Below are 23,073 nucleotides of genomic sequence, written 5' to 3'. Positions count from 1 at the left end.
CCCTCAGTTGCCGGTTGGGTTACCGGTGATGTCGCCCACCCGGGTCAGTGCCGCGTGCGCGGCGGCCACGATCCGGTCGGGGGTGAACCCGAACTGCTCGAAGAGCACCGTGTGCGGGGCACTCGCCCCGTAGTGCTCCAGGCTCACGCTCTCGCCGCAGTCGCCGACGATCCCGCGCCAGGACATGGCGATACCCGCCTCCACGCTCACCCGTGCCTTTACCCCGCGTGGCAGGACCGACTCCCGGTAGGCCTCGTCCTGCGCGAAGAACCACTCCTGGCAGGGCATGGAGACGACCCGGGTGGGGGTGCCGTCCGCTTCCAGCCGCTCCCGGGCGGTCAGGCAGAGCTGCACCTCGGAGCCGGTGCCGACGAGGATCACCTGCGGCTTGCCGGTCGAGGCGTCGGCCAGCACGTAGCCGCCCTTGGTCACGCCCTCGGCGCCGGCCACGGCGGTGCGGTCCAGGGTCGGCAGCGGCTGGCGGCTGAGCGCCAGCGCGGTCGGCCGGTCGCCGTGCTCCAGCGCCTGCCGCCACGCCCACGCGGTCTCGTTGGCGTCCGCGGGGCGGACCACGTCCAGGCCGGGGATGGCGCGCAGCGCGGTCAGGTGCTCCACCGGCTGGTGGGTCGGGCCGTCCTCGCCGAGGCCGATCGAGTCGTGCGTCCAGACGTAGACCACCGGCAGCTTCATCAGCGCGGCGAGCCGCACCGAGGGGCGCATGTAGTCGCTGAACACCAGGAACGTGCCGCCGTACGGGCGGGTGCCGCCGTGCAGGGCGATGCCGTTGAGGATCGCGCCCATGGCGTGCTCGCGGATGCCGAAGTGCAGGGTGCGGCCGTACTCGTGGCCCGGGAAGTCCTTCGTCGCGTGCACCGCGGGGATGAAGGACGGCTCGCCCTTCATGGTGGTGTTGTTGCTCTCCGCCAGGTCGGCCGAGCCGCCCCAGAGCTCGGGCAGCACCGGGGCGAGGGCCTCCAGGACCTTGCCGGAGGCGGCCCGGGTGGCGATGCCCTTGGCGTCCGCCGGGAAGGTCGGCAGCGCGTCGGCCCAGCCCTCGGGGAGCTTGCGGGCGGCCAGCCGGTCCCAGAGCGCCCTTCGCTCGGGGTTGGCCTTCGCCCAGCCGTCGAACGCGGTGTTCCACGCGGCCTGGGCCGCGGCGCCCCGCGCCATCACCTGGCGGGCGTGGTCCAGCACCTCCTCGTCGACCTGGAAGGTCCGCTGCGGGTCGAAGCCGAGGATCTCCTTGGTGGCCTTCACCTCGTCGGCGCCGAGCGCCGAACCGTGGATCTTGCCGGTGTTCTTCTTGTTGGGCGCGGGCCAGCCGATGATGGTGCGCAGCGCGATGAAGGAGGGGCGGGCGGTCTCCGCCTTGGCGGCCAGCAGCGCCCGGTGCAGCGCCTCGACGTCCTCGTGGTAGTCGCCCTGGTCGGCGTCGCCGCGGCGCCAGTCCACCGTCTGCACGTGCCAGCCGTACGCCGCGTAGCGGGCCGCGACGTCCTCGCTCTTGGCGATGCGGGTGTCGTCCTCGATCGAGATCTCGTTGTCGTCGTAGATCACGCAGAGGTTGCCGAGCTGCTGGTGGCCGGCGAGGGCGCTGGCCTCGTGGCTGATGCCCTCCTCGATGTCACCGTCCGAGGCGATGCACCAGATGTCGTGGTCGAAGGGGGAGTCGCCGGCCTCCGACTCCGGGTCGAACAGGCCGCGCTCCCGGCGCGCCGCCATGGCCATGCCGACGGCGTTGCCGAGGCCCTGGCCGAGCGGGCCGGTGGTGGTCTCCACGCCGGGGGTGTGCCCGTGCTCGGGGTGGCCCGGGGTGAGCGAGCCCCACTGGCGCAGCGCCTTGAGGTCGTCCAGGGACAGCGGGTAGCCGGAGAGGAAGAGCTGGATGTAGAGGGTCAGGCTGGAGTGCCCGGCGGAGAGGACGAACCGGTCCCGGCCGGGCCAGTTCGGGTCGGCCGGGTTGTGCCGCATGACCCGGTTGAAGAGCAGGTACGCAGCCGGGGCGAGGCTCATCGCCGTGCCCGGGTGGCCGTTGCCGGATTTCTCCACGGCGTCCATGGCCAGCACGCGGACCGTGTCGACGGCCCTGCGGTCGAGGTCGGACCAGTTGAGAGCGGGAAGCTCAGGTCGGTTGGCAGCCACGTTGGTTGTGCTCCTCGGCAGATGGGCGGAACCCTCACTGATGACCCTATCGAGCGGTCCTAAACGTACGCCCGGGGATCTCCGCATGCTCTTCTGTACTCCTCCGACCGGATCGGTCGGGCACCGCGGACTGTGACGGCCCGCACCGTTGTCGGGTCTCCGGGGCAGCCAAAACGACGACGCGTAGTCTGTGGGTCGGTGTGTGGACCCCGACGGGTCCGGCCCGACCCCGACCTCCCCCGCCAAGCCGGAAGGTGGCAATCCGTGAGCATGATCACCGAGCGCCCCGTCAGCAAATCTGCCGGGCAGCCGCCGGTGGGCGCGGTGGCGGAGGCCTCGGCGGGCGCTCGGCGGGACGTGCGGGCCGTGGTGGCCGCGTACGTGGCCCTGACCAAGCCGCGGATCGTCGAGCTGCTGCTGGTCACCACCGTGCCGGCGATGATGCTCGCCGACGGGGGGCTGCCCTCGCTCTGGCGGATGGCCGTGGTCCTGGTCGGCGGCTCGCTCGCCGCCGGCGCGGCCAGCGTGCTCAACTGCTACATCGACCGGGACATCGACCAGTTGATGCGGCGCACCAAGCGCCGGCCGCTGCCCGCGCACACCGTGTCGCCGCGCAGCGCGTTGATCTTCGGTCTGGTGCTCGCCGTGATCTCGGTCGCGCTGATGGCCGTGTTCACCAACTGGCTGGCGGCCGGGCTCACCCTGGCCGCGATCGCCTACTACGACCTGGTCTACACGCTCTGGCTCAAGCGGACCACGGCGACCAACACCTTCTGGGGTGGTGCCTGCGGCGCCGCGCCGGTGCTGATCGGCTGGGCCGCGGTCACCGGGTCGCTGGCTCCCGCCGCGTGGGGCCTGTTCGCGGTGGTCTTCTTCTGGCAGATGCCGCACTTCTACGCGCTGGCGATCAAGTACAAGGCCGACTACGCGCGGGCCGGCATCCCGATGCTGCCCGTGGTGGCCTCGGTCCGTCGGGTGAACGCCGAGATCCTGATCTTCTCCTGGCTGACCCTGCTCTCCTCGCTGGCCGTCTGGCCGCTCGGGATGAGCCCGATCTACGGGGTGACGGCACTGGTCGTCGGCGGTGTCTTCGTGGTCGAGGCGCACAAGCTCTGCCGCCGCGCGGCGCGGGGCGAGGCGGTCAAGCCGATGCGGCTGTTCCACTGGTCCACCACCTACCTGACCATCCTCTTCGTGGCCGTCGCGCTCGACGCCCTGCTCTGATCCGGCCGTCCGGCGGGGACGGGGATCCCCGGGTCGAGGATTTTTTCCAGAATTTTTTTTCGGGGTTCGCCGGGCGGGTTCAACCGGGACAGATCGGGCCGATTCGGCCCGCCCGCTTCGCCCCTCCTTATCCGACATGTCCGGGCGAAAAACCTGTGGTCTTCCTTAAACCCGTAGGTAATTGGCATCACAATTGGTTCATCGTTCTCGCACATGTGGGTGGAAGTCTGCTTAGGCTTCGCGTCATGGCAGATGGTTCCGATACGACGCTGACGGCTGAACAGACCGCCGAGCAGGCCCCAAACGGCCTGGTCGCGGGCATCAAGTCGTTCGCCGCCGGGCACGGCGGGGCGAGGGCGGTCATCGAGTACGTCGGCAAGCGCGGCGCGCGGATCGTCCTCGTGGGTGAGGACGGTGTGTGGGCCGACCAGTTCGCCGACGACACCGACGTCGCGCGGCAGGCCTGCGCCAAGGCCGGGGTCGCCGTCGAGAACGCCTGGGAGCGTGAACTGATGGACCAGATGCGTCCGAGCAACGACCTCTGGCGGTCGATGGCCCGGCGCACGATGGCCCGTTGATCGATAGATGACCCACCACCACCAGTCGACCCGGGGGGAACCCCGGGTCGCTCTCGTCACCTGCACCGCGCTGACCGACCTCGACCCGGACGACCGGCTCGTGCTCGCCCCGCTGGCCGCCCGCGGCATCACCGCCGAGGTGGTGGTCTGGGACGACCCGGCCGCCGACTGGTCGGCGTACGACCTGGTCGTGCTCCGCTCGCCGTGGGACTACGCGCTGCGCCGCGACGAGTTCGTCGCCTGGGCGCAGACCGTCCCGCGCCTGGTCAACCCGGCCGACGTGGTCGCCTGGAACACCGACAAGCGCTACCTGGCCGAGCTGTCCGCCGCCGGCGTGCCGACCGTCCCGACCACCTGGGTGGAGCCGGGGCGGGACTGGACGCCGCCCGCCGACACCGGCGAGTACGTGATCAAGCCGGCGGTCAGCGCCGGCAGCCAGGACACCGGCCGGTACGACCTGGCCGAGCCGGAGCACCGGGAACTGGCCGTGGCGCACGTGCGGCGGCTCTCCGACGCCGGCCGGGTCGCCATGGTCCAGCCGTACCTGGACGCGGTGGACACCGCCGGGGAGACCGCGCTGCTCTTCCTGGCCGGGCCCGGCGGCCTGGCGTTCAGCCACGCGATCCGCAAGGGTCCCATGCTGGTCGGCCCGGACCTGGGCGTCGCGGAGCTCTACAAGCGCGAGGAGATCGCCGCCCGGACGGCCACGCCCGAGCAACTCGCCGTGGCGGAGAAGACCCTGGCCGTGCTGCCCGGCGGCCCCGGGCGGCTGCTCTACGCCCGGGTGGACCTCATCCCGGGCCCGGACGGGTCGCCCGTCCTGGTCGAGTTGGAGCTCACCGAGCCCAGCCTGTTCATCGGGTACGCCGACGGCGCCCCCGGCCGCCTCGCCGAGGCGATCGCCACCCACCTGAGCTGACCGCCTTCGGGTGCGTTTGTCGTCGCCACGGCGACGACAAACGCACCCGTTCCTTTGTCGCCCCGTCCGCTTACCGACCCCGCCGGCCCCGCCCCGCCCGGCGCGGTCGAGATCCGCACAACTCCAGGGAAGTAGTGGCCACCACGCGCGCGGAGGCCACTCCATCAGGGAAATTGCGCGGAACTTGAGCGCGGGGAGCGCGGCCGCCAGGAAGGCGGGCGGGTCAGGCGGCGGCGGTGGCGGGCTCGGGGGCCCGGGTGGGCTGCGGTGCCGGGGCGACCAGGCGGCGCTCCCGGGTCGACCAGAGCACGGCCAGGGTGGCCAGCAGCACCAGGCAGGAACCGAGCATGTGGGCGGCGACCAGCACCGCCGGCAGGTGGGTGAAGTACTGCACGAAGCCGATCAGGCCCTGACCCAGTTCGACGGCGACCAGCACCACGGCGGCCCGGGTGGCCCGCCCGGCCCCCACCGCGCGGAACGCGAAGACCAGCGCGACCGAGAGGCCGATCAGCAGGAAGACCCCGTCGGCGTGCACCTGCGAGATCGACTCCGGGTCGAGCCCGTTGCGCGCCGCGCCCTGGTCGCCGGCGTGCGGGCCACTGCCGGTCACCCAGGTGCCGATCACCAGCACCGCCGCGCTCACCAGCGTGGTGAGCACGGCGAGGGTGCGCAGCGGCGCCGGCACGGTGGGGGTCGCCGGGACGTCCGGTTCGCCGGTACGCCGCCAGAGGGCGTACGCGGCGGCGATCACCACCATCGAGGCGAGGAAGTGCAGCCCGACCACCCACGGGTTGAGGTTGGTCAGCACGGTGAACCCGCCGATCACCGCCTGGGCGGGGATGCCGAACAGCACGCCGACCGCGAGCGGCAGCAGCCCGCGCCGGCGGGGCCGCTGAGCCAGCACCGCGAGCACCACGGCGAGCGCGATGACGCCCACCGCGAAGGTGAGCAGCCGGTTGCCGAACTCGATCACCCCGTGCACGCCCATCTCCGGCGTGGTGGTGTACGACTCGTCCGTGCACCGGGGCCAGGTGGGGCAGCCGAGACCGGAGGCGGTGAGCCGGACCGCCCCGCCGGTGACCACGATCGCCACGTTCGCGATGATCGAGGCGTACGCGAGGCGGCGCAGCAGCACGGGGGAGACCGGGAACCGGACGGAAGGCTTCACGGAGCGAATCCTACGCACCGTAGTGGTCCCCGATCGGGTGACTCCGGTACCCCGGTGTCGGGAATCACCGGGGTACCGGTTTGCAGGCCACCCGCGAATTACGTAACGTTGCCGTTGTGAAAAACGCGGCGGCGCTCTCCGGGCAACCGCCGGCGACCGGGCCGGTCGCCGGCGACGGCCCCAGGTCGCGTCGCGGCCTCGGGCGCGCCGAGCTGGAGCCGTCGCAGGCCGCGTCCACCGATCTCTCCACCCGCGACCGGGTCACCCAGCTGCTGCTGGAGCAGGGCGCGACCACCGCCGCCCAGCTCGGCTCGGCGCTCGGGTTGAGCCCGGCGGCGATCCGGCGGCACCTGGACGCGATGCTCGCCGACGGCGACGTGGTCGCCCGGGAGCAGGTCGTCCGGGGCAGCCGGGGGCGGGGTCGCCCGGCCAAGGTCTTCGCGCTGACCGAGTCGGCCCGGGTGCGTTGCGGCACCCACCACTACGACAACATGGCCACCGCCGCGCTGCGCTGGATCGCCCGCACCGGCGGCCCGGAGGCGGTCGAGGCGTTCGCCGCCGAGCAGGTCTCCGCGCTGGAGGCCCGTTGCCGGGCCGCCATGGAGGACGCCGGCGACGGCCCGCTCGCGCGGGCGGAGGCGCTCGCGGGGGCGCTCACCGCCGAGGGCTACGCTGCCAACGCGTCCACGATCGCCTCCGGCGGCCAGCTCTGCCAGCACCACTGCCCGGTGGCGCACGTGGCCGCCGAGTTTCCGCAGCTGTGCGAGGCCGAGACGGCGGTGATCTCCCGTCTGGTCGGCACCCACGTGCAGCGCCTGGCCACCATCGCACACGGCGACGGGGTGTGCACCACGCACATCCCGGCTCAGCCGCGTAAGTCCGGTAACACCGTCACCACTGTGAGGACAGATAGATGACCGAGCAGATCGTCCAGCCCCTGACCCAGGAGGAGCAGCTCGCCGCCCTCGGTCGCTACGAGTACGGCTGGGCCGACCCCGACGTCGCCGGGGCGTCCGCCCAGCGCGGCCTCAACGAGGCGGTGGTGCGGGACATCTCGGCCAAGAAGAACGAGCCGGCCTGGATGCTCGACCTGCGCCTGAAGGGCCTGCGGCTGTTCGAGCGCAAGCCGATGCCGGCCTGGGGCGCCGACCTCACCGGGATCGACTTCGACAACATCAAGTACTTCGTCCGGTCCACGGAGAAGCAGGCCGCCTCCTGGGAGGACCTGCCCGAGGACATCAAGAACACCTACGACAAGCTGGGCATCCCCGAGGCGGAGAAGCAGCGGCTGATCGCCGGTGTCGCGGCGCAGTACGAGTCCGAGGTCGTCTACCACAAGATCCGTGAGGACCTCGAGGAGCAGGGTGTCCTCTTCCTCGACACCGACACCGCACTGCGCGAGCACGAGGACCTGTTCAAGGAGTACTTCGGCACGGTCATCCCGGTCGGCGACAACAAGTTCGCCGCGCTGAACACCTCCGTCTGGTCCGGTGGCTCGTTCATCTACGTGCCGAAGGGCGTGCACGTGGAGATCCCGCTGCAGGCCTACTTCCGGATCAACACGGAGAACATGGGCCAGTTCGAGCGGACGCTGATCATCGTCGACGAGGGCGCGTACGTGCACTACGTCGAGGGCTGCACCGCGCCCATCTACTCCTCGGACTCGCTGCACAGCGCCGTGGTCGAGATCATCGTCAAGAAGAACGCGCGCTGCCGCTACACGACGATCCAGAACTGGTCGAACAACGTCTACAACCTGGTCACCAAGCGCGCCGTCTGCCACGAGGGCGCGACCATGGAGTGGATCGACGGCAACATCGGCTCCAAGGTCACCATGAAGTACCCGGCGGTCTACATGACCGGCGAGCACGCCAAGGGCGAGGTGCTCTCGGTGGCCATGGCCGGCGAGGGCCAGCACCAGGACGCCGGCGCCAAGATGGTGCACGCCGCGCCGCACACCTCCTCGACCATCGTGTCGAAGTCGATCGCCCGGGGCGGCGGCCGCACCTCGTACCGCGGCCTGGTGCAGGTGCTGGAGGGTTCGCACAGCAGCCGCAGCACGGTCAAGTGCGACGCGCTGCTGGTCGACACCATCTCCCGCTCGGACACCTACCCGTACGTCGACATCCGTGAGGACGACGTGTCGATGGGTCACGAGGCGACCGTCTCCAAGGTCAGCGAGGACCAGCTCTTCTACCTGATGAGCCGGGGCCTGAGCGAGGACGAGGCGATGGCGATGATCGTGCGCGGCTTCATCGAGCCGATCGCCAAGGAGCTGCCGATGGAGTACGCCCTGGAGCTCAACCGCCTGATCGAGCTCCAGATGGAGGGCGCGGTCGGCTGACCCCGGCCACCCCGACGACTGCTCCGGGTCGCGGCGCGGCGGAAGACGCGCCGAGCCGGAGTGGTCGCCCGGCGGGCCGGTCACACCGGCCCGCCGGACCCAGCACGAAACACCGCCGTCGCAGAACAGCAAGGAAGAGATGACTACCCAGGCTTCCGCGCCGCCCGCCACCAAGTCGCAGGCGCTCCGCTCGTACGACGTCGCCGACTTCCCGGCCCTCACCGGCCTGGAGGAGGAGTGGCGTTTCACCCCGCTCAAGCGCCTGCGCGGCCTGGTCGGCGGGGCACCGGTCGCGACCGGCACGGTCCGCCACGAGTACGCCGACCTGCCCGAGGGCGTCACCGTCAGCCGGATCGGCAAGGACGACCCGCGGGTGGGCAGCGTGCTCACCCCGTTCGACCGGGTCAGCGCGCTGGCGTACGGCGCGGCCGAGCAGGCGCTGCTGGTGCAGGTCGCCCGGGACGCGGTGGTGACCGCGCCGGCGCGCCTGCGGGTGGTCGGCGAGGGCACCGACAAGCTTGCCTTCGGCCACACCTTCGTCGAGGTGGGCCGGTTCGCCGAGGTGACCCTGGTGCTGGAGCACGCGGGTTCCGCCGCCCTCGCCGACAACGTCGAGGTGGCGGTGGCCGACGGCGCGAAGCTGACCCTGGTCACCGTCGCCGACTGGGCCGACGACGCCGTCCAGGCGCAGCACCTCAAGGTGCGGCTGGGCCGCGACGCCAAGGTGATCCACGTGCAGGTGAGCCTCGGCGGCGACCTGGTCCGGCAGTACACCTCGGTGGAGTACGGCGACCGGGGCGGCGAGGCCGAGCTGTACGGCGTCTACTTCGCCGACTCCGGCCAGCACCTGGAGCACCGGCAGCTGGTCGACCACACGGTGCCGGACTGCCGCAGCTACGTCGGCTACCGGGGCGCCCTGCAGGGCGACAGCGCGCACACGGTCTGGGTCGGTGACGTGCTGATCCGGGCCGAGGCGACCGGCACCGACACGTACGAGATCAACCGGAACCTGCTGCTCACCGACGGCGCCCGGGCGGACTCCGTACCCAACCTGGAGATCGAGACCGGCGAGATCGCGGGCGCCGGTCACGCCAGCGCGACCGGCCGCTTCGACGACGAGCAGCTCTTCTACCTGATGGCCCGCGGCATCCCGGAGGAGGAGGCCCGCCGCCTGGTGGTCCGCGGCTTCTTCGCCGAGCTGATCAACAAGATCCCGGTCGAGGAGCTGCGCGAGCGGCTCGGCGACGCGATCGAGGCCCGCCTTACCAAGGCCGGCGCCTGATGATCAGGATCTGCGCGACCGAGGACGTGCCGAAGGGCACCGCGATCAGCGCCGACGTCGACGGCACCCAGATCGCGATCGTGCACGGCGAGGACGACAACTTCTACGCCGTGTACGACGAGTGCTCGCACGCCGCGGTGGCCCTCTCCGAGGGCGAGATCGAGGGGTGCACGCTGGAATGCTGGCTGCACGGATCCCGTTTCGACCTGCGTACCGGTGAGCCGACCGGGCTGCCCGCGACCGAACCCGTTCCCGTCTATCCCGTCGAAGTCCGCGACGGCGACATCTACCTTCCTGTGGGCGACGACGGCCGCCCGAAGCCGAGCAATGGAGTGACCCGATAATGAGCACCCTGGAGATCCGCGACCTGAAGGTGTCGGTCAAGCTGCCCGAGGGTGAGCTCAAGCCGATCCTGCACGGGGTCGACCTGACGGTGAGGTCGGGCGAGACCCACGCGATCATGGGCCCGAACGGCTCCGGCAAGTCGACCCTGGCGTACTCGATCGCCGGCCACCCCAAGTACGAGATCACCGGCGGTTCGGTGACCCTCGACGGCGAGGACGTGCTGGCCATGTCCGTCGACGAGCGGGCCCGCGCCGGCCTCTTCCTGGCCATGCAGTACCCGGTCGAGGTCCCTGGCGTCTCCGTCGCCAACTTCCTGCGTACCGCCAAGACCGCGATCGACGGCGAGGCGCCGAAGCTGCGCACCTGGGCCGGCGAGCTGCGCGGCGCCATGGAGAAGCTGCAGATGGACCCGGCGTTCGCCCAGCGCAACGTCAACGAGGGCTTCTCCGGCGGCGAGAAGAAGCGGCACGAGATCGTGCAGCTGGAGCTGCTCAAGCCGAAGATGGCGATCCTCGACGAGACCGACTCCGGCCTCGACGTGGACGCGCTGCGCGTGGTCAGCGAGGGCGTGAACCGGGTCCGCGACACCGGCGACACCGGCCTGCTGCTGATCACCCACTACACCCGGATCCTGCGCTACATCAAGCCCGACTTCGTGCACGTCTTCGTGGCCGGCCGGATCGTCGAGCAGGGCGGCTCGGAGCTGGCCGACAAGCTCGAGGAAGAGGGCTACGAGCGGTACGTCGCCGGGGCCGGTTCGGCACGGGCCTGAGAGCCGGAAGGACCGCGGATATGACCACCATCGCCATCCCGCCGGGAATGCCGCAGTACGACGACGTGCCACGTTACGACGTGGACGCGGTGCGCGCCGACTTCCCGATCCTGGACCGGGAGATCAACGGGCACCGGCTGGTCTATCTCGACAGCGCCAACACCTCGCACAAGCCGCGGCAGGTGCTCGACGTGCTCGCCGAGCACTACGCGCGGCACAACGCCAACGTGTCGCGCTCGGTGCACACCCTGGGCACCGAGGCGACCGAGGCGTACGAGGGGGCCCGCGCGAAGATCGCCGCGTTCATCAACGCGCCGAGCGTGGACGAGGTGGTGTTCACCAAGAACTCCACCGAGGCGATCAACATCGTGGCGTACGCGTTCTCCAACGCCTCGCTGCGCGCCGACGCCGACCCACGCTTCCGGCTCGGCCCGGGCGACGAGATCGTGATCTCCGAGATGGAGCACCACTCGAACATCGTCCCGTGGCAGCTCCTGGCGGAGCGGACCGGTGCCACCCTGCGCTGGTTCCCGGTCACCGACCACGGCCGGCTCGACGAGTCCGGGCTGGCGGACCTCGTCACCGAGCGGACGAAGATCGTCTCGCTGGTGCACACCTCCAACATCCTGGGCACGGTCAACGCCACCGCGCGGATCACCCAGCGGGTTCGCGAGGTGGGTGCCCTGCTGCTGCTCGACTGCTCGCAGTCGGTACCGCACATGCCGGTGGACGTGGTCGACCACGACGCGGACTTCATCGTCTTCACCGGGCACAAGATGTGCGGCCCGACCGGCATCGGCGTGCTCTGGGGCCGGTCGGAGCTGCTCGCCGCGATGCCGCCGGTGCTCGGCGGCGGCTCGATGATCGAGACGGTGACGATGGCCCAGTCGACGTTCGCCGCGCCGCCGGCCCGGTTCGAGGCGGGCACCCCGCCGATCGCCGAGGCCGTCGCGCTCGGCGCGGCCGTGGACTACCTCAGCGGGATCGGCATGCGCGCTGTCCAGTGGCACGAGAAGGAGCTGACGGCGTACGCGCTGGACGCCCTCGCCACCGTGCCGGGGCTGCGCATCTTCGGCCCGAACGTGCCGGTCGGCCGGGGCGGGACGATCTCGTTCGCGCTCGGCGACGTGCACCCGCACGACGTCGGGCAGGTGCTCGACTCGCTCGGCGTGCAGGTCCGGGTAGGGCACCACTGCGCGAAGCCGGTGTGCACCCGGTTCGGGGTGCCGGCCATGACGCGGGCGTCGTTCTACCTGTACACCACGACGGAGGAGATCGACGCGCTGGTGGCCGGTCTCGAGCAGGTGCGGAAGGTGTTCGACTGATGCAGCTCGACCAGCTCTACCAGGAGATCATCCTGGACCACTACAAGCACCCGCACGGCCGCGGCCTGCGAGAGGCGGCGGACCCGGACGCCCGGGTCGGCGAGGCGCACCACGTCAACCCGACCTGCGGCGACGAGATCACCGTGCGGGTGACCACCGACGGCAAGGTGTTCACCGACATCTCGTACGACGGGATGGGCTGCTCGATCAGCCAGGCGTCGGCGAGCGTGCTGCACGAGCTGCTGCGCGGCCGGGCCGCGGACGACGCGGTCGTGGTGCACGAGGCGTTCGTGGCGTTGATGTCCGGGCGTGGCCAGGTCACGCCGGACGAGGAAGTGCTCGGTGACGGGGTGGCGTTCGCGGGTGTCGCGCGCTACCCGGCGCGGGTGAAGTGCGCGTTGCTGTCGTGGATGGCGTTCAAGGACGCCGCGGCACGCGCCGGGGTGGGCGTGAGCCCGACGGAGGTGAAGGCATGAGCAGCGACGAGACCACCACGCCGGAGGCCGGCGCCGTGGCGACCGACGGCGCGGCGACGCCGGCCACCGGCGGGGCAGCCCCGACCGGCAAGGCCGCCATCGCCGACATCGAGGAGGCGATGAAGGACGTCGTCGACCCGGAGTTGGGCATCAACGTGGTCGACCTGGGTCTGGTGTACGGCGTCCACGTCGACGACGAGAACGTCGCCACCCTGGACATGACGCTGACCTCGGCGGCCTGCCCGCTCACCGACGTGATCGAGGACCAGGCCCGGCAGGCGCTGACCACCGGCCCGGGCGGCGGACTGGTCAACGACATCCGGATCAACTGGGTGTGGCTGCCGCCGTGGGGCCCCGACAAGATCACCGACGAGGGCCGGGACCAGCTCCGCTCCCTCGGCTTCAACGTCTGACCCGACCGATACCGATATCGAGCGCGGCGCCCTCCGGGGGCGTCGCGCTCGACGCGTTCTCGCCGCCTGTCCACCCGGCCCGCCAAAGTCACGCTCGATCCTGGCTGTGGTGGCCTCGGGGCGATGACCAGGCCACTACATCCAGGAATTAGCGCGATCTCGGGTGCCGGGGGCGCGGTGGAGTGTGGGGGCGGAAATCGGGTGGCGGAGCCGGCGGGGTGGACGCAGGATGGCGGGGTGATCGAGGCGTACCCGAAGCAGGTTCCTGTCCGCGCGGCGACCGTCGCGCTTCGACAGCGCACCGCGCCCGGGTCCGCCTCGACCCGCCCCCGACCGTCGTGAGCGGGGCGTTCCTCGCCGGCCTGGTCGCCGGCTACGGCGTCGCCATACCGGTCGGCGCGATCGCGATCCTCATCCTCGGGCTCAGCGCGCGTACCGGGTTCCGGGTCGGCGCGGCGGCGGCGCTCGGGGTGGCCACCGCCGACGGCCTCTACGCCGCGGTGGCGGCCCTCGGCGGCGCGGCGGTGGCCGGCTGGCTCGCGCCGTTCGGCGGGCCGCTGCGGTGGGTCGCCGCCGGGGTGCTGCTCGCCCTCGCCGGGCACGGGGCCTGGCGAGCGCTGCGCCCCGCTGTCCCGGCCCGGGCGGCCGTCGGACGGGGTGGCCTGGACACCCCGGTGCGGGCGTTCACCGCGATCCTCGCGCTGACCCTGCTCAACCCGGCCACCGTGGTCTACTTCGCGGCCCTGATCCTCGGTCGCGGCGATGTGAGCGGTTCGGGCCCGCGTGCCGCCCTGCTCTTCGTCCTCGGGGCGTTCCTCGCCTCGGGCAGCTGGCAGTTGGTGATCGCCGGGGGTGGCACGCTGATCGGCCGGGCGCTCACCGGTGCGCGTGGGCGCCGGGTGACCGCGTTGCTGTCCAGCGCCATCATCGCGGCGCTCGCCGTCGCCACGCTGCTCAGCGGGTGACGAGTCACCGACCATCATGGACGGTTGGAATATGACAGTCTCATGACGGAACCCCTGCGGGTCTGTGACACGGGCATCGGTCGAACCGGCGGTTCAGCCGACCGAAAGCACGGTTTTTGCTCCCGTCTCCGACCGCCGGTGCTCAGTCGTCGGGTCGCCCGCCCCGGCGCGGGGTGACGGTGACCTGCGCCGATACCCGCCCGCCGGGCGGGCACCGGACGCCGTCCTGGCAGAGCCACATCCGCTTTCCGGGTGATGTTCGGAGTCCGTCGTGCGCCTAGGGTCTCTGACCAATTCGTAAATCACTCGCGTACGCCCGGTCACCCCCGGGGCGCGGGTCGGTTCCACCCTCCACTGAGCTGGGAGACGACTTGAGGATCACTCTGGTACGTCCGCCGCGCGACCGGAAACCGGACAGCCGGTCGCGGCGCGGGCGGATCGCTGCCCTCCTGGTCGCCGTGCTGGCCGCGGCGGCGCTGCCCGCCCTCGCGGCAACCGCGCCGGCCTCCGCGGCACCGTCCGGCAACGGTCCGTGGCACAAGGTCGACGGCAAGCCGGCGTCGACCAAGGCGGGCCGGAAGGCCAACGTCAACGCGAAGCGGCTGACGGCGTACACGTTGGACCGCGGCAGCATGAAGAGTCTGCTGGACAAGGCACCGGCGGAGCAGCGCCGCGGCCTGGCGCGCGCCGCGCGGCAGGTGGTGTCGCTGCCGGCGCCCGACGGGACGTTCCAGCGCTTCGAGCTGGTCGACTCGCCGGTGATGGAAGGCGGCCTGGCCGCGGCGCACCCCGAGATCACCACGTACGCCGGCAAGGGCCTGGACGACCCGAGCGCGACCATCCGGGCGGACCTGACCCCGCTCGGCTTCCACGCCTCGGTCCGCTCGGTGACCGGCAACTGGTACATCGACCCCTACTACCACCTCGACCAGAGCCTGTACGCGAGCTACTTCGCCCGTGACCTGGAGAACCCGCACGGCGAGTTCGTCGAGCGGGAGGACGTGGAGTCCGCGGCGCACGCGCTCGAGGACGAGGTCGCCGCGGCCCAGGCGGAGGTCCCCGCCGGACCACTGGTGAAGCTGCGCACCTACCGGGTGGCGCTGGTGACCGACCCCTCCTACGCCACTTTCTTCGGCGCGGAGAACGTCACCGCCGCCAAGGTCACCCTGATGAACCGGGTCACCCAGATCTACGAGGACGAGACCGCGATCCGGCTCGTCCTGATCAACGACACCGACAAGACCAACCTGAACACCCCGGCGCTGGCCACCGAGCCGAATGGCCCGTGCGGTGCGGCGGCCTGCTTCACCACGGCGCAGCTCAGCTCGTGCGGCAGCAGCACGCTGAGCCGCAACCGGATCGTGCTCGGCCAGCTCGTCGGCGCCAGCAACTACGACGTGGGCCACATCGGCCTGGGCGTGAACGGCGGCGGCGTGGCCAGCCTCGGCGTGATCGGCGGCAACAGCAAGGCGCAGGGCTGCACCGGCCTGCCGACGCCGATCGGCGATTTCTACGCGGTGGACTACGTGTCGCACGAGATGGGTCACCAGTTCGCCGGCAACCACACCTTCAACGGCACCCAGTACAACTGCTCGGGCGGCAACCGCAGCGCGGCGAACTCGTACGAGCCGGGCAGCGGCTCGTCCATCATGGCGTACGCCGGCATCTGCCAGCAGGACAACCTCCAGCCGCACAGCGACCCGTACTGGTCGCACCGCAGCTACACCGAGATCACCACGTACGTCACGTCGAGCCGTCCGGCGATCAGCGAGGTGCAGACCGTCTCGCTGTACGACTACGACACCAACGGTGACTCGTTCACCGTCAACTACGCCGGCAACGACTCGGCGCCGATCGTGCGGGGAGTCAACTACACCACCGCCGGCATCAAGGCCGCCATCGAGGGGATCGCCGGCTGGCCGGCCGGCGCGACCGCCACGGTGGCCGCCTTCGGCGGCAGCGGCACGCTGAACGACACCGGTTTCCAGGTGACCTTCGGCGGCACGCTGGCCAACACCAACGTGGCCTCGCTCGCGCTCACCAACTTCTCCGGTGCCTCCGGTTTCGTCGGTGAGACGGCCAAGGGCGGCGCCATCGACAACGGCGGCCACGTGGTCGAGGAGACCGCCAACCACGCCCCGGTGGTGACCGTGCCGGGCACCGTCACCATCCCGGTGCGTACCCCGTTCGCGCTGACCGGCAGCGCCACCGACTCCGACGGCGACACGGTGACGTACCTGTGGGAGCAGAACGACCGGGGCGCCAGCGCCGGCACCGCGCTGGTGAACAACACCAAGACCAACGGTCCGCTGTTCCGGGTGTTCGGCGAGGCGGCGTACGTGTCGCCGAGCGACACCCTGAAGTACCACTCGCCGGGCCTGAACGCGGTGACCACCAACTCGACCCGGGTGTTCCCCGACCTGAAGCAGATCCTGGCGGGCAACACCAACGCCAAGACGGGCGCCTGCCCGGCCGCTCCGGCGCCGCCGCCCACCGGGGGCGCCTCGAACGTGCCGGCCGAGCTCGTCGACTGCTACTCCGAGTTCCTGCCCACCCGGGACTGGGTCGGCTTCACCAACGACCGGACCATGCACTTCAAGCTCACCGCCCGGGACGGGCGGCTGGGTGGCGGCGGTGTCGGCAGCGCTGACGTCGCGGTCGTGCTGGCGCCGAACGCCGGTCCCTTCCTGGTCACCTCGCAGGGCACCGCCGCCGTCCTGGATGGTGGCTCGACCCAGACGGTGACCTGGGACGTGGCCGGCACCGACGGGGCGCCGGTGAACGCCAGCCAGGTGAAGATCTCGCTCTCCGCCGACGGCGGGCTGACCTTCCCGTACGTGCTGGCCGGGCAGACCGCGAACACCGGCACCGCGACGGTGACCCTGCCGAACGTGGCGACCAAGCAGGCCCGGATCAAGATCGAGGCGATCGGCAACATCTTCTTCGATGTCAACGACGCCGACTTCACCATCCGGTCCGCCCCGGTGGTCTCGAACGACGCCCCGGCCAGTGGCGCCCGCGTCCAGTACAGTGACGCGCTCTCGCCGACGGTCACCGTCACCGCGACCGACGGCGACACCGCCGGCGCGGCGCTGACCGCGTCCGCCGCGGGGCTGCCCGCCGGCCTGTCCCTGGCCGTGTCGGGCACCTCCGCGGCGGACGCCCTTCCCGGTACCCGGAGCTGGACGGTCACCGGCACCACCACGGCGGCCCCGGGTGACTACCCGGTCACCGTTACGGTGTCCGACGACGCCGGCCTGGCCGGCAGCACCTCGTTCACCGTCACGGTCACCGCCGAGGACGCGGCGGCGACCTGGGCCGGCGACACGCTGGTGACCACCGCTACCAGCGGTGCCGCCGGCAAGGCCCTGCTGCGGGCCGTCGTCCAGGACGGCTCGGTGCTGCCCGCGGCGACGGACGCCACCGCGGGTGACATCCGCACCGCCACGGTCACCTTCACCGAGGGTGGCGTGCCGCTCTGCACCGGCGTGCTGGACCTGCTCGGCACGGACACCACCAGCGCATCCGCGGCGTGCGAGGCCACCCTTTCGGAGGGCGCGCACACCGTCACCGCGACGGTCGGGGGCAACTACACCGGCAGCACCACCGCGCAGGTGACGGTTGCCGCCTCCGACGGCGGGTTCCTGACCGGTGACGGCGAGATCACCGTCACCCGCTCGGCGGGGGCGTACCCGGCCGACGCGCAGTCGAAGGTCGCGGTGGACCTGACCGGGAAGCCCGCCACGGCCAACAAGGCCGCCTCGGGCCAGGCTGAGATCGCGTTCCGCTCCGGCGGAAAGTCCTACACGATCAAGGCCGGCACGGTTGACGGGCTCGGCGTCACCTCGGCCGGCAAGGTGGCCCAGGTGCGCTACCAGGCCAGCCTGTACGACAGCAACGGCAAGCTGGTGGCCGGCGGTCTGACGCTGGCGGTGTCGGTGACCGACCGGGGCGCCCCGGGCCGGGACGACACCGTCGCGGTCACCCTGTGGAACGGCGGTGCCCTGCTCTTCTCGTCCGACTGGGCGGGGAACGGGACCGCCGAGGTCAACCTGACGAGTGGCAACCTCACCGTCCACTGACCGACCGGTAGCGCGGGAGGACGCCGACCTCGGTGTCCTCCCGCGTTCCATTTCCCGCCGTGCTGGGACGATGTCCGATGCCGTACCGTCGTCGCATGAGCAGTCGACCCGCGGCCGGGGGCGGCCGGTGGGTTGAGCTGGACCCGACCCGCGTCGCCCGCTGGGTCGAGGGCTTCGCCGACCGGCACGGCCCACCCACCACCACCGTCCAGGGGTACGGCCTGCTGCTCGCCGCCCCGGACGGCGCGACCGCCGAGCTGCACACCCCGCCCGGCGCCCCGCCGGGCGCCGACGTACCCGGGTTCGTGGCCGCCGTCGGCGCGCCTCGCCGGCTCGGCCTGCTGCTGGCCCGCAAGGGCGCGGTGGCGGTCGGCGTCGCCGAGGGGACCGAGCTGGTCGTCTCCAAGGTGGACACCCGCTACGTGCAGGGCCGCACCGCCGCGGGTGGCTGGTCGCAGCAGCGCTTCGCCCGGCGGCGGGACAACCAGGCCAAGGCGGCCCTGGGCGATGCGGTGGAGCTGGCGGTACGCCTGCTGCTGCCGGAGGCGGCGACCCTGGCCGCCCTGGTCGGCGGTGGTGACCGCCGGGCGGTGGACACGGTGCTGGCCGACCGCCGGCTGGCCCCGCTCGCGGCGCTGCGCGCCGACCGGCTGCTCGACGTGCCGGAACCCCGGCACGCGGTGCTGGTCAACGCGATCGCCGCGGCCCGCGCGGTGCACGTCCTGGTCCGCGACCCCGACCGCGACTAACCTGAGCCCGCACCTCGCCGCGCCGGCTACAAGATCGTGCTGAATCCGGGACGTAGTGGCCTCAGCGCGATGCCGAGGCCACTACATCCCGGATCGAGGGTGATCTGGCTCGGGTGCCGACGTCAGAGGGTGCCGCCGAAGGTGTCGCAGGCCTTCGGGTCGCCGGTGGAGTAGCCCTTGGTGAACCACTGCTGGCGCTGCGCGGAGGTGCCGTGGGTGAACTCGTCCGGGTTCACCGGCCGCCCGGCCCGCTTCTGGATCGCGTCGTCGCCGATCTTCTCGGCGGTGTCGATCGCCTGCCGGATGTCCTGCTCGGTGATGCTCTTGAAGATCTTCTGGCCCTGCGCGTCCGAGGTGCCGGTGGCGTTCTTCGCCCAGGCGCCCGCGTAGCAGTCCGCCTGCAGCTCCAACTTCACCGAGAGCGCGTTGGCGTTGTTCGGGTCGCGCTGCTGCTGGCGGCGCATCTGCGCCTCGGTGCCGAGCAGGTCCTGCACGTGGTGCCCGTACTCGTGGGCCAGCACGTACGGCTGGGCGAACTCGCCCTCCGCGCCGAGTTGGTCGGCCAGTAGGCGGTAGAAGGTGAGGTCGATGTAGACCAGGTCGTCGGCCGGGCAGTAGAACGGTCCGACGCCGGAGTCGGCCCGGCCGCAGCCGGTGCTCACCGCCTGGCTGAAGAAGACCGTCCTGGAGGGCTGGTACTGCTCGCCGAAGACCTCCGGCATGGCCGTGCGCCAGTACGCCTGGATCGAGTTGACGTAGAGGGTGTTGCGGCAGTCGAGCTGCTTGAGCGCGTCCTGCGCCGAGCACTTCTGCTCCAGCGCGGTGTTGTCGCCCTGGTCCGAGCCGCCGCCGCTGGTCGCCGCGTTGAGGCCGAAGCCGCCGCCGACCAGGGCCACGAGGACGGCGATGATGATGCCCACGATCCCGCCCCGGCCGCCGCCGATCGGGATCGGAATGCCCATCCCGCCGCCTCCGCCGGACCCTCGCCGATCCTCCACCTGGCTGGTGTCGATCCGCGCGTTCTCATTCAGCTCCATGTTGACCCCGATCACCGATCGTCCGTGTGTGGTGGTTGCGGTACCGGAATGGGTCCGGACGGCGTTTCCGCTACCCGATGATCTTGCCCGGTAATCCGGCGGGACGGGAGCGCCACGCCCGGTACACTTGCCCCGTGCTGCGCTGCGAAGGCTGAACGGCCCCGCGCCGACGGGAACTGATGACCCGCCGGCGCTTTCGCGTGCCCTGAGTCAGCCCTTCCGGACCCCGAGAGCGAGTACCTCGAAATGATCACTGCCACCGGCCTGGAACTGCGCGCCGGTTCCCGGATCCTGCTGTCCGACACCACGCTGCGGGTGCAGCCGGGTGACCGGATCGGCCTGGTCGGCCGCAACGGCGCCGGCAAGACCACCACGCTCAAGGTGCTGGCCGGGGAGGGGCAGCCGTACGCCGGGCAGATCGACCGGCGCAGCGCGATCGGCTACCTGCCGCAGGACCCGCGTACCGGCGACCTGGACGTCACCGGGCGGGACCGGGTGCTCTCCGCCCGCGGCCTGGACGTGCTGATGGCGCAGATGAAGGAGCTGGAGGCGAAGCTCGCCGAGGGCGCCGACGACGAGCGCCTGGTCCGCCGCTACGGCGCGCTGGAGGACCAGTTCGCCTCGCTCGGCGGCTACGCGGCCGAGGCCGAGGCGGCCCGGATCTGCGCCAACCTCGGGCTGCCCGACCGGGCCCTGGCGCAGACCATCGGCACCCTCTCCGGCGGTCAGCGGCGCCGCATCGAACTGGCCCGGATCCTGTTCCGGGACGCGGGCGAGAACGGCGGCGGCATCCTGCTGCTCGACGAGCCCACCAACCACCTGGACGCCGACTCGATCACCTGGCTGCGCGGCTTCCTGGCCAACCACAAGGGCGGCCTGATCGTGATCTCCCACGACGCCTCGCTGCTCGAGGCGGTGGTCAACAAGGTCTGGTTCCTGGACGCCACCCGGTCCGTGGTCGACGTCTACAACCTGGGCTGGAAGGCGTACCTGGAGGCGCGGGAGACCGACGAGCGGCGCCGCCGCCGGGAGCGGGCCAACGCCGAGAAGAAGGCCGGCGCGCTGATGGCCCAGGCCGACAAGATGCGGGCCAAGGCGACCAAGACGGTGGCCGCGCAGAACATGGCCCGCCGGGCCGAGAAGCTGCTGAGCGGCCTGGAGGAGGTACGCGTCGCGGACAAGGTGGCGAAGGTGCGGTTCCCCACCCCGGCGCCGTGCGGCAAGACCCCGCTGACCGCGACCGGCCTGTCCAAGTCGTACGGGTCGTTGGAGATCTTCACCGACGTCAACGTCGCGGTGGACCGCGGCTCCCGGGTGGCCATCCTCGGCCTCAACGGCGCCGGCAAGACCACCCTGCTGCGGATGCTCGGCGGCCTGCTGGAGCCGGACACCGGCGAGGTGCGCCCCGGCCACGGGCTGCGGCTCGGCTACTACGCCCAGGAGCACGAGACCCTGGACGTGGAGCGGACGATCCTGGATCACATGCGCAGCGCCGCCCCGGAGCAGAGCGACACCGACCTGCGCAAGATCCTCGGCGCGTTCCTCTTCTCCGGCGAGGACGTCGACAAGCCGGCCGGGGTGCTCTCCGGCGGCGAGAAGACCCGGCTGGCCCTGGCCACCCTGGTCTGCTCCGGCGCCAACGTGCTGCTGCTCGACGAGCCGACCAACAACCTCGACCCGGTCAGCCGGGAGCAGGTGCTCGACGCGATCGCCCGCTATCCCGGCGCGATCGTGCTGGTCACCCACGACCCCGGCGCGGTGACGGCGCTGAAGCCCGACCGCGCCATCCTGCTGCCCGACGGCGACGAGGACGCGTGGAGCGACGACCTTCTCGAACTCGTCGAACTGGCCTGATCCGACCCCGGGGCAGCCGAGCAGACCGGTCACCCGAGGGAGTGGACGGATCGGCCGGCCGGACGGCTCACCATGATCCAGCCGGGCGGAGCCACCTGACCGGTCAGTAGCATCACTCTATCGGGAAGCTGACATTGCATAGCGTGTCGGTTGGCGATTAGTTGATATCTGGCGCATGATCGTTCGAGGCGGTCTAATAGGTGGGACCGTATCCGAACCGCACAGTCTGGGACGTGAGGGATCAGCATGGCAGCCACCGGCACAGCCACCAGCACTGAGAAAGGTCGCCGGATCGTCGGAGCCGAGCGCCAGACGCTCGCCAAGGACCTGGTAAAGCGGTACACCTCGGGTGAGAGTATCCGTGCGCTCGCGGCCTCGACCGGCCGTTCCTACGGGTTCATTCACCGGGTGCTCACCGAGTCCGGGGTGCAGCTGCGGCAGCGTGGCGGTGCCCGGCGTCGCAAGAAGGCGTGACCCGCTCACCAGCGTCGTCCATCAGCGTTGTACTCCGGATGGTCCCGTGACCTCCGCAACGACCGGAGTGCGACTCGACTGCGACGGGCCGGTTGCGACGGTGACGTTGTGCCGGCCCGACGTGCTCAACGCGCAGACCCCGGCGATGTGGCGCGCGATGAGCGACTTCTCCCGCGATCTGCCCGGCGACGTCCGGGTCGTGGTCGTACGCGGCGAGGGGCGGGCCTTCTCCGCCGGTCTCGACCTGTCGGTGGCCGGCGCCGCCGGCCCGGGCTCCTTCGCCGAGCTCGCCACGCTGCCGGAGCAGGAGTGCGCGGACCGGATCGCCGATTTCCAGGCCGGCTTCACCTGGCTGCACCGCCCGGACGTGATCTCCATCGCGGCCGTGCAGGGGTACGCGATCGGCGCCGGGTTCCAGCTCGCCCTCGCCTGTGACCTGCGGGTGCTCGCCGAGGACGCCGTGCTCTCGATGGCCGAGGTGACCCTCGGCCTGGTGCCCGACCTGGCCGGCACCAAGCGCCTCCTCGATCTGGTCGGCTACTCCCGGGCCCTCGAGGTCTGCGCCACCGGTCGCCGGATGGACGCCGCCGAGGCGGACCGGATCGGGCTGGCCACCCTCGTGGTGCCGACCGCTGAGTTGGACGCCACCGTGCGGGACCTGGCCGCCGGCCTGCTGGCCAACAACCGGGACGCGATCGTGGAGATCAAGGCGCTGCTCGCCGGCGCCGCCGAGCGCAGCCACGCGGAGCAGCAGCGGGCCGAACGGGAGGCGCAGACCCGCCGACTGCGCGACCTGGCCGGGCGGGGAGAATAAGTAAGGACCGTACGGGAAGATCCGGGTTACTCACGAGGTTGTCGTAGTCGTCGGGAGAATTGACCCGACGGTTCAGGGCTGCTCGACGACCCGGAGGTGACGAGTGTCCA

Annotated in this window: 20 protein-coding genes; 17 read left to right on the top strand and 3 right to left on the bottom strand. The window is 71.4% G+C overall.

Features of this window, described 5'->3' with window-relative positions:
- Positions 1–3: 3 nt before the first annotated feature.
- Positions 4–2,142, bottom strand: coding sequence for a transketolase (gene tkt, locus ABZ783_RS32910; RefSeq protein WP_357445486.1), 2,139 nt, complete (start codon positions 2,140–2,142; stop codon positions 4–6).
- A 264-nt stretch (positions 2,143–2,406) separates the two neighbouring features.
- Between tkt and ABZ783_RS32905 the strand changes: the two genes are divergently transcribed.
- The 3 genes from ABZ783_RS32905 (at position 2,407) to ABZ783_RS32895 (ending at position 4,863) form a co-directional block, all read left to right on the top strand.
- A complete protein-coding gene (locus tag ABZ783_RS32905; protein WP_357445483.1) occupies positions 2,407–3,366 on the top strand; it encodes a heme o synthase in 960 nt (319 codons plus the stop codon).
- 245 nt (positions 3,367–3,611) lie between these two features.
- A complete protein-coding gene (locus tag ABZ783_RS32900; protein WP_357445480.1) occupies positions 3,612–3,944 on the top strand; it encodes a hypothetical protein in 333 nt (110 codons plus the stop codon).
- A 7-nt stretch (positions 3,945–3,951) separates the two neighbouring features.
- Positions 3,952–4,863 carry a hypothetical protein gene (locus tag ABZ783_RS32895; protein WP_357445477.1) on the top strand — a complete coding sequence of 304 codons (912 nt, stop codon included), beginning with the start codon at positions 3,952–3,954 and terminating at the stop codon, positions 4,861–4,863.
- A gap of 223 nt (positions 4,864–5,086) precedes the next feature.
- On the opposite strand, the gene ABZ783_RS32890 is transcribed toward ABZ783_RS32895, so the two are convergent.
- Entirely contained in the window at positions 5,087–6,049 is a 963-nt protein-coding gene (locus ABZ783_RS32890) for a COX15/CtaA family protein (RefSeq protein ID WP_357445474.1), read from the bottom strand.
- A gap of 98 nt (positions 6,050–6,147) precedes the next feature.
- On the opposite strand from ABZ783_RS32890, the gene ABZ783_RS32885 reads away from it, so the two are divergent.
- From ABZ783_RS32885 to ABZ783_RS32835, 11 genes are all read left to right on the top strand, one after another.
- Complete coding sequence (locus ABZ783_RS32885; protein WP_357445471.1) at positions 6,148–6,948, top strand: transcriptional regulator; 801 nt, start codon at positions 6,148–6,150, stop codon at positions 6,946–6,948.
- The gene (gene sufB, locus ABZ783_RS32880) at positions 6,945–8,375 is read left to right on the top strand and encodes a Fe-S cluster assembly protein SufB (RefSeq protein ID WP_357445468.1); all 1,431 of its coding nucleotides are present in this window, start codon (positions 6,945–6,947) and stop codon (positions 8,373–8,375) included. The genes ABZ783_RS32885 and sufB overlap by 4 nt, the downstream gene beginning before the upstream one ends.
- Positions 8,376–8,514: 139 nt before the next feature.
- On the top strand, positions 8,515–9,657 hold the full coding sequence (gene sufD / locus ABZ783_RS32875; RefSeq protein WP_357445465.1) for a Fe-S cluster assembly protein SufD: 1,143 nt from the start codon (positions 8,515–8,517) through the stop codon (positions 9,655–9,657).
- Positions 9,657–10,001 (top strand): non-heme iron oxygenase ferredoxin subunit, encoded by a 345-nt coding sequence (locus ABZ783_RS32870; protein ID WP_357445462.1) that lies wholly within the window; start codon positions 9,657–9,659, stop codon positions 9,999–10,001. Before sufD ends, ABZ783_RS32870 begins: the two co-directional genes overlap by 1 nt.
- Complete coding sequence (gene sufC, locus ABZ783_RS32865) at positions 10,001–10,774, top strand: Fe-S cluster assembly ATPase SufC (protein ID WP_357445459.1); 774 nt, start codon at positions 10,001–10,003, stop codon at positions 10,772–10,774. Before ABZ783_RS32870 ends, sufC begins: the two co-directional genes overlap by 1 nt.
- 20 nt (positions 10,775–10,794) lie before the next feature.
- Positions 10,795–12,099: a cysteine desulfurase gene (locus ABZ783_RS32860; protein WP_357445456.1), complete on the top strand. Its 1,305-nt coding sequence runs from the start codon at positions 10,795–10,797 to the stop codon at positions 12,097–12,099.
- Positions 12,099–12,575, top strand: a complete 477-nt coding sequence (gene sufU / locus ABZ783_RS32855; protein WP_357445453.1) for a Fe-S cluster assembly sulfur transfer protein SufU — start codon at positions 12,099–12,101, stop codon at positions 12,573–12,575. The genes ABZ783_RS32860 and sufU overlap by 1 nt, the downstream gene beginning before the upstream one ends.
- A complete protein-coding gene (locus tag ABZ783_RS32850; protein ID WP_357445450.1) occupies positions 12,572–12,988 on the top strand; it encodes a metal-sulfur cluster assembly factor in 417 nt (138 codons plus the stop codon). Before sufU ends, ABZ783_RS32850 begins: the two co-directional genes overlap by 4 nt.
- 338 nt (positions 12,989–13,326) lie before the next feature.
- Complete coding sequence (locus ABZ783_RS32845; protein WP_357445447.1) at positions 13,327–13,953, top strand: LysE family transporter; 627 nt, start codon at positions 13,327–13,329, stop codon at positions 13,951–13,953.
- Positions 13,954–14,324: 371 nt separating this feature from the next.
- Entirely contained in the window at positions 14,325–18,035 is a 3,711-nt protein-coding gene (locus tag ABZ783_RS32840) for a M12 family metallo-peptidase (RefSeq protein WP_357445444.1), read from the top strand.
- A 95-nt stretch (positions 18,036–18,130) separates the two neighbouring features.
- Positions 18,131–18,784, top strand: coding sequence for an acVLRF1 family peptidyl-tRNA hydrolase (locus tag ABZ783_RS32835; protein WP_357445441.1), 654 nt, complete (start codon positions 18,131–18,133; stop codon positions 18,782–18,784).
- Positions 18,785–18,906: 122 nt separating this feature from the next.
- Here the strand turns inward: ABZ783_RS32835 and ABZ783_RS32830 are convergent, their stop codons facing one another.
- A complete protein-coding gene (locus tag ABZ783_RS32830) occupies positions 18,907–19,821 on the bottom strand; it encodes a neutral zinc metallopeptidase (protein ID WP_357445438.1) in 915 nt (304 codons plus the stop codon).
- Between the two features lie 246 nt (positions 19,822–20,067).
- Here ABZ783_RS32830 and ABZ783_RS32825 point away from each other — a divergent pair, with 246 nt between their 5' ends.
- From ABZ783_RS32825 to ABZ783_RS32815, 3 genes are all read left to right on the top strand, one after another.
- Positions 20,068–21,675, top strand: a complete 1,608-nt coding sequence (locus tag ABZ783_RS32825; protein ID WP_357445435.1) for an ABC-F family ATP-binding cassette domain-containing protein — start codon at positions 20,068–20,070, stop codon at positions 21,673–21,675.
- Positions 21,676–21,921: 246 nt separating this feature from the next.
- The gene (locus ABZ783_RS32820) at positions 21,922–22,149 is read left to right on the top strand and encodes a helix-turn-helix domain-containing protein (RefSeq protein ID WP_007462679.1); all 228 of its coding nucleotides are present in this window, start codon (positions 21,922–21,924) and stop codon (positions 22,147–22,149) included.
- A gap of 46 nt (positions 22,150–22,195) precedes the next feature.
- Positions 22,196–22,963: an enoyl-CoA hydratase/isomerase family protein gene (locus ABZ783_RS32815; RefSeq protein WP_357445432.1), complete on the top strand. Its 768-nt coding sequence runs from the start codon at positions 22,196–22,198 to the stop codon at positions 22,961–22,963.
- Positions 22,964–23,073 lie beyond the last annotated feature (110 nt).

Origin of the sequence: Micromonospora sp. NPDC047738, assembly GCF_040642675.1 — a bacterium.
Taxonomy (GTDB): Bacteria; Actinomycetota; Actinomycetes; order Mycobacteriales; family Micromonosporaceae; genus Micromonospora.
Note: the sequence above shows the minus strand (reverse complement) of the source record. Positions and strands in the feature narration are given on the sequence as shown.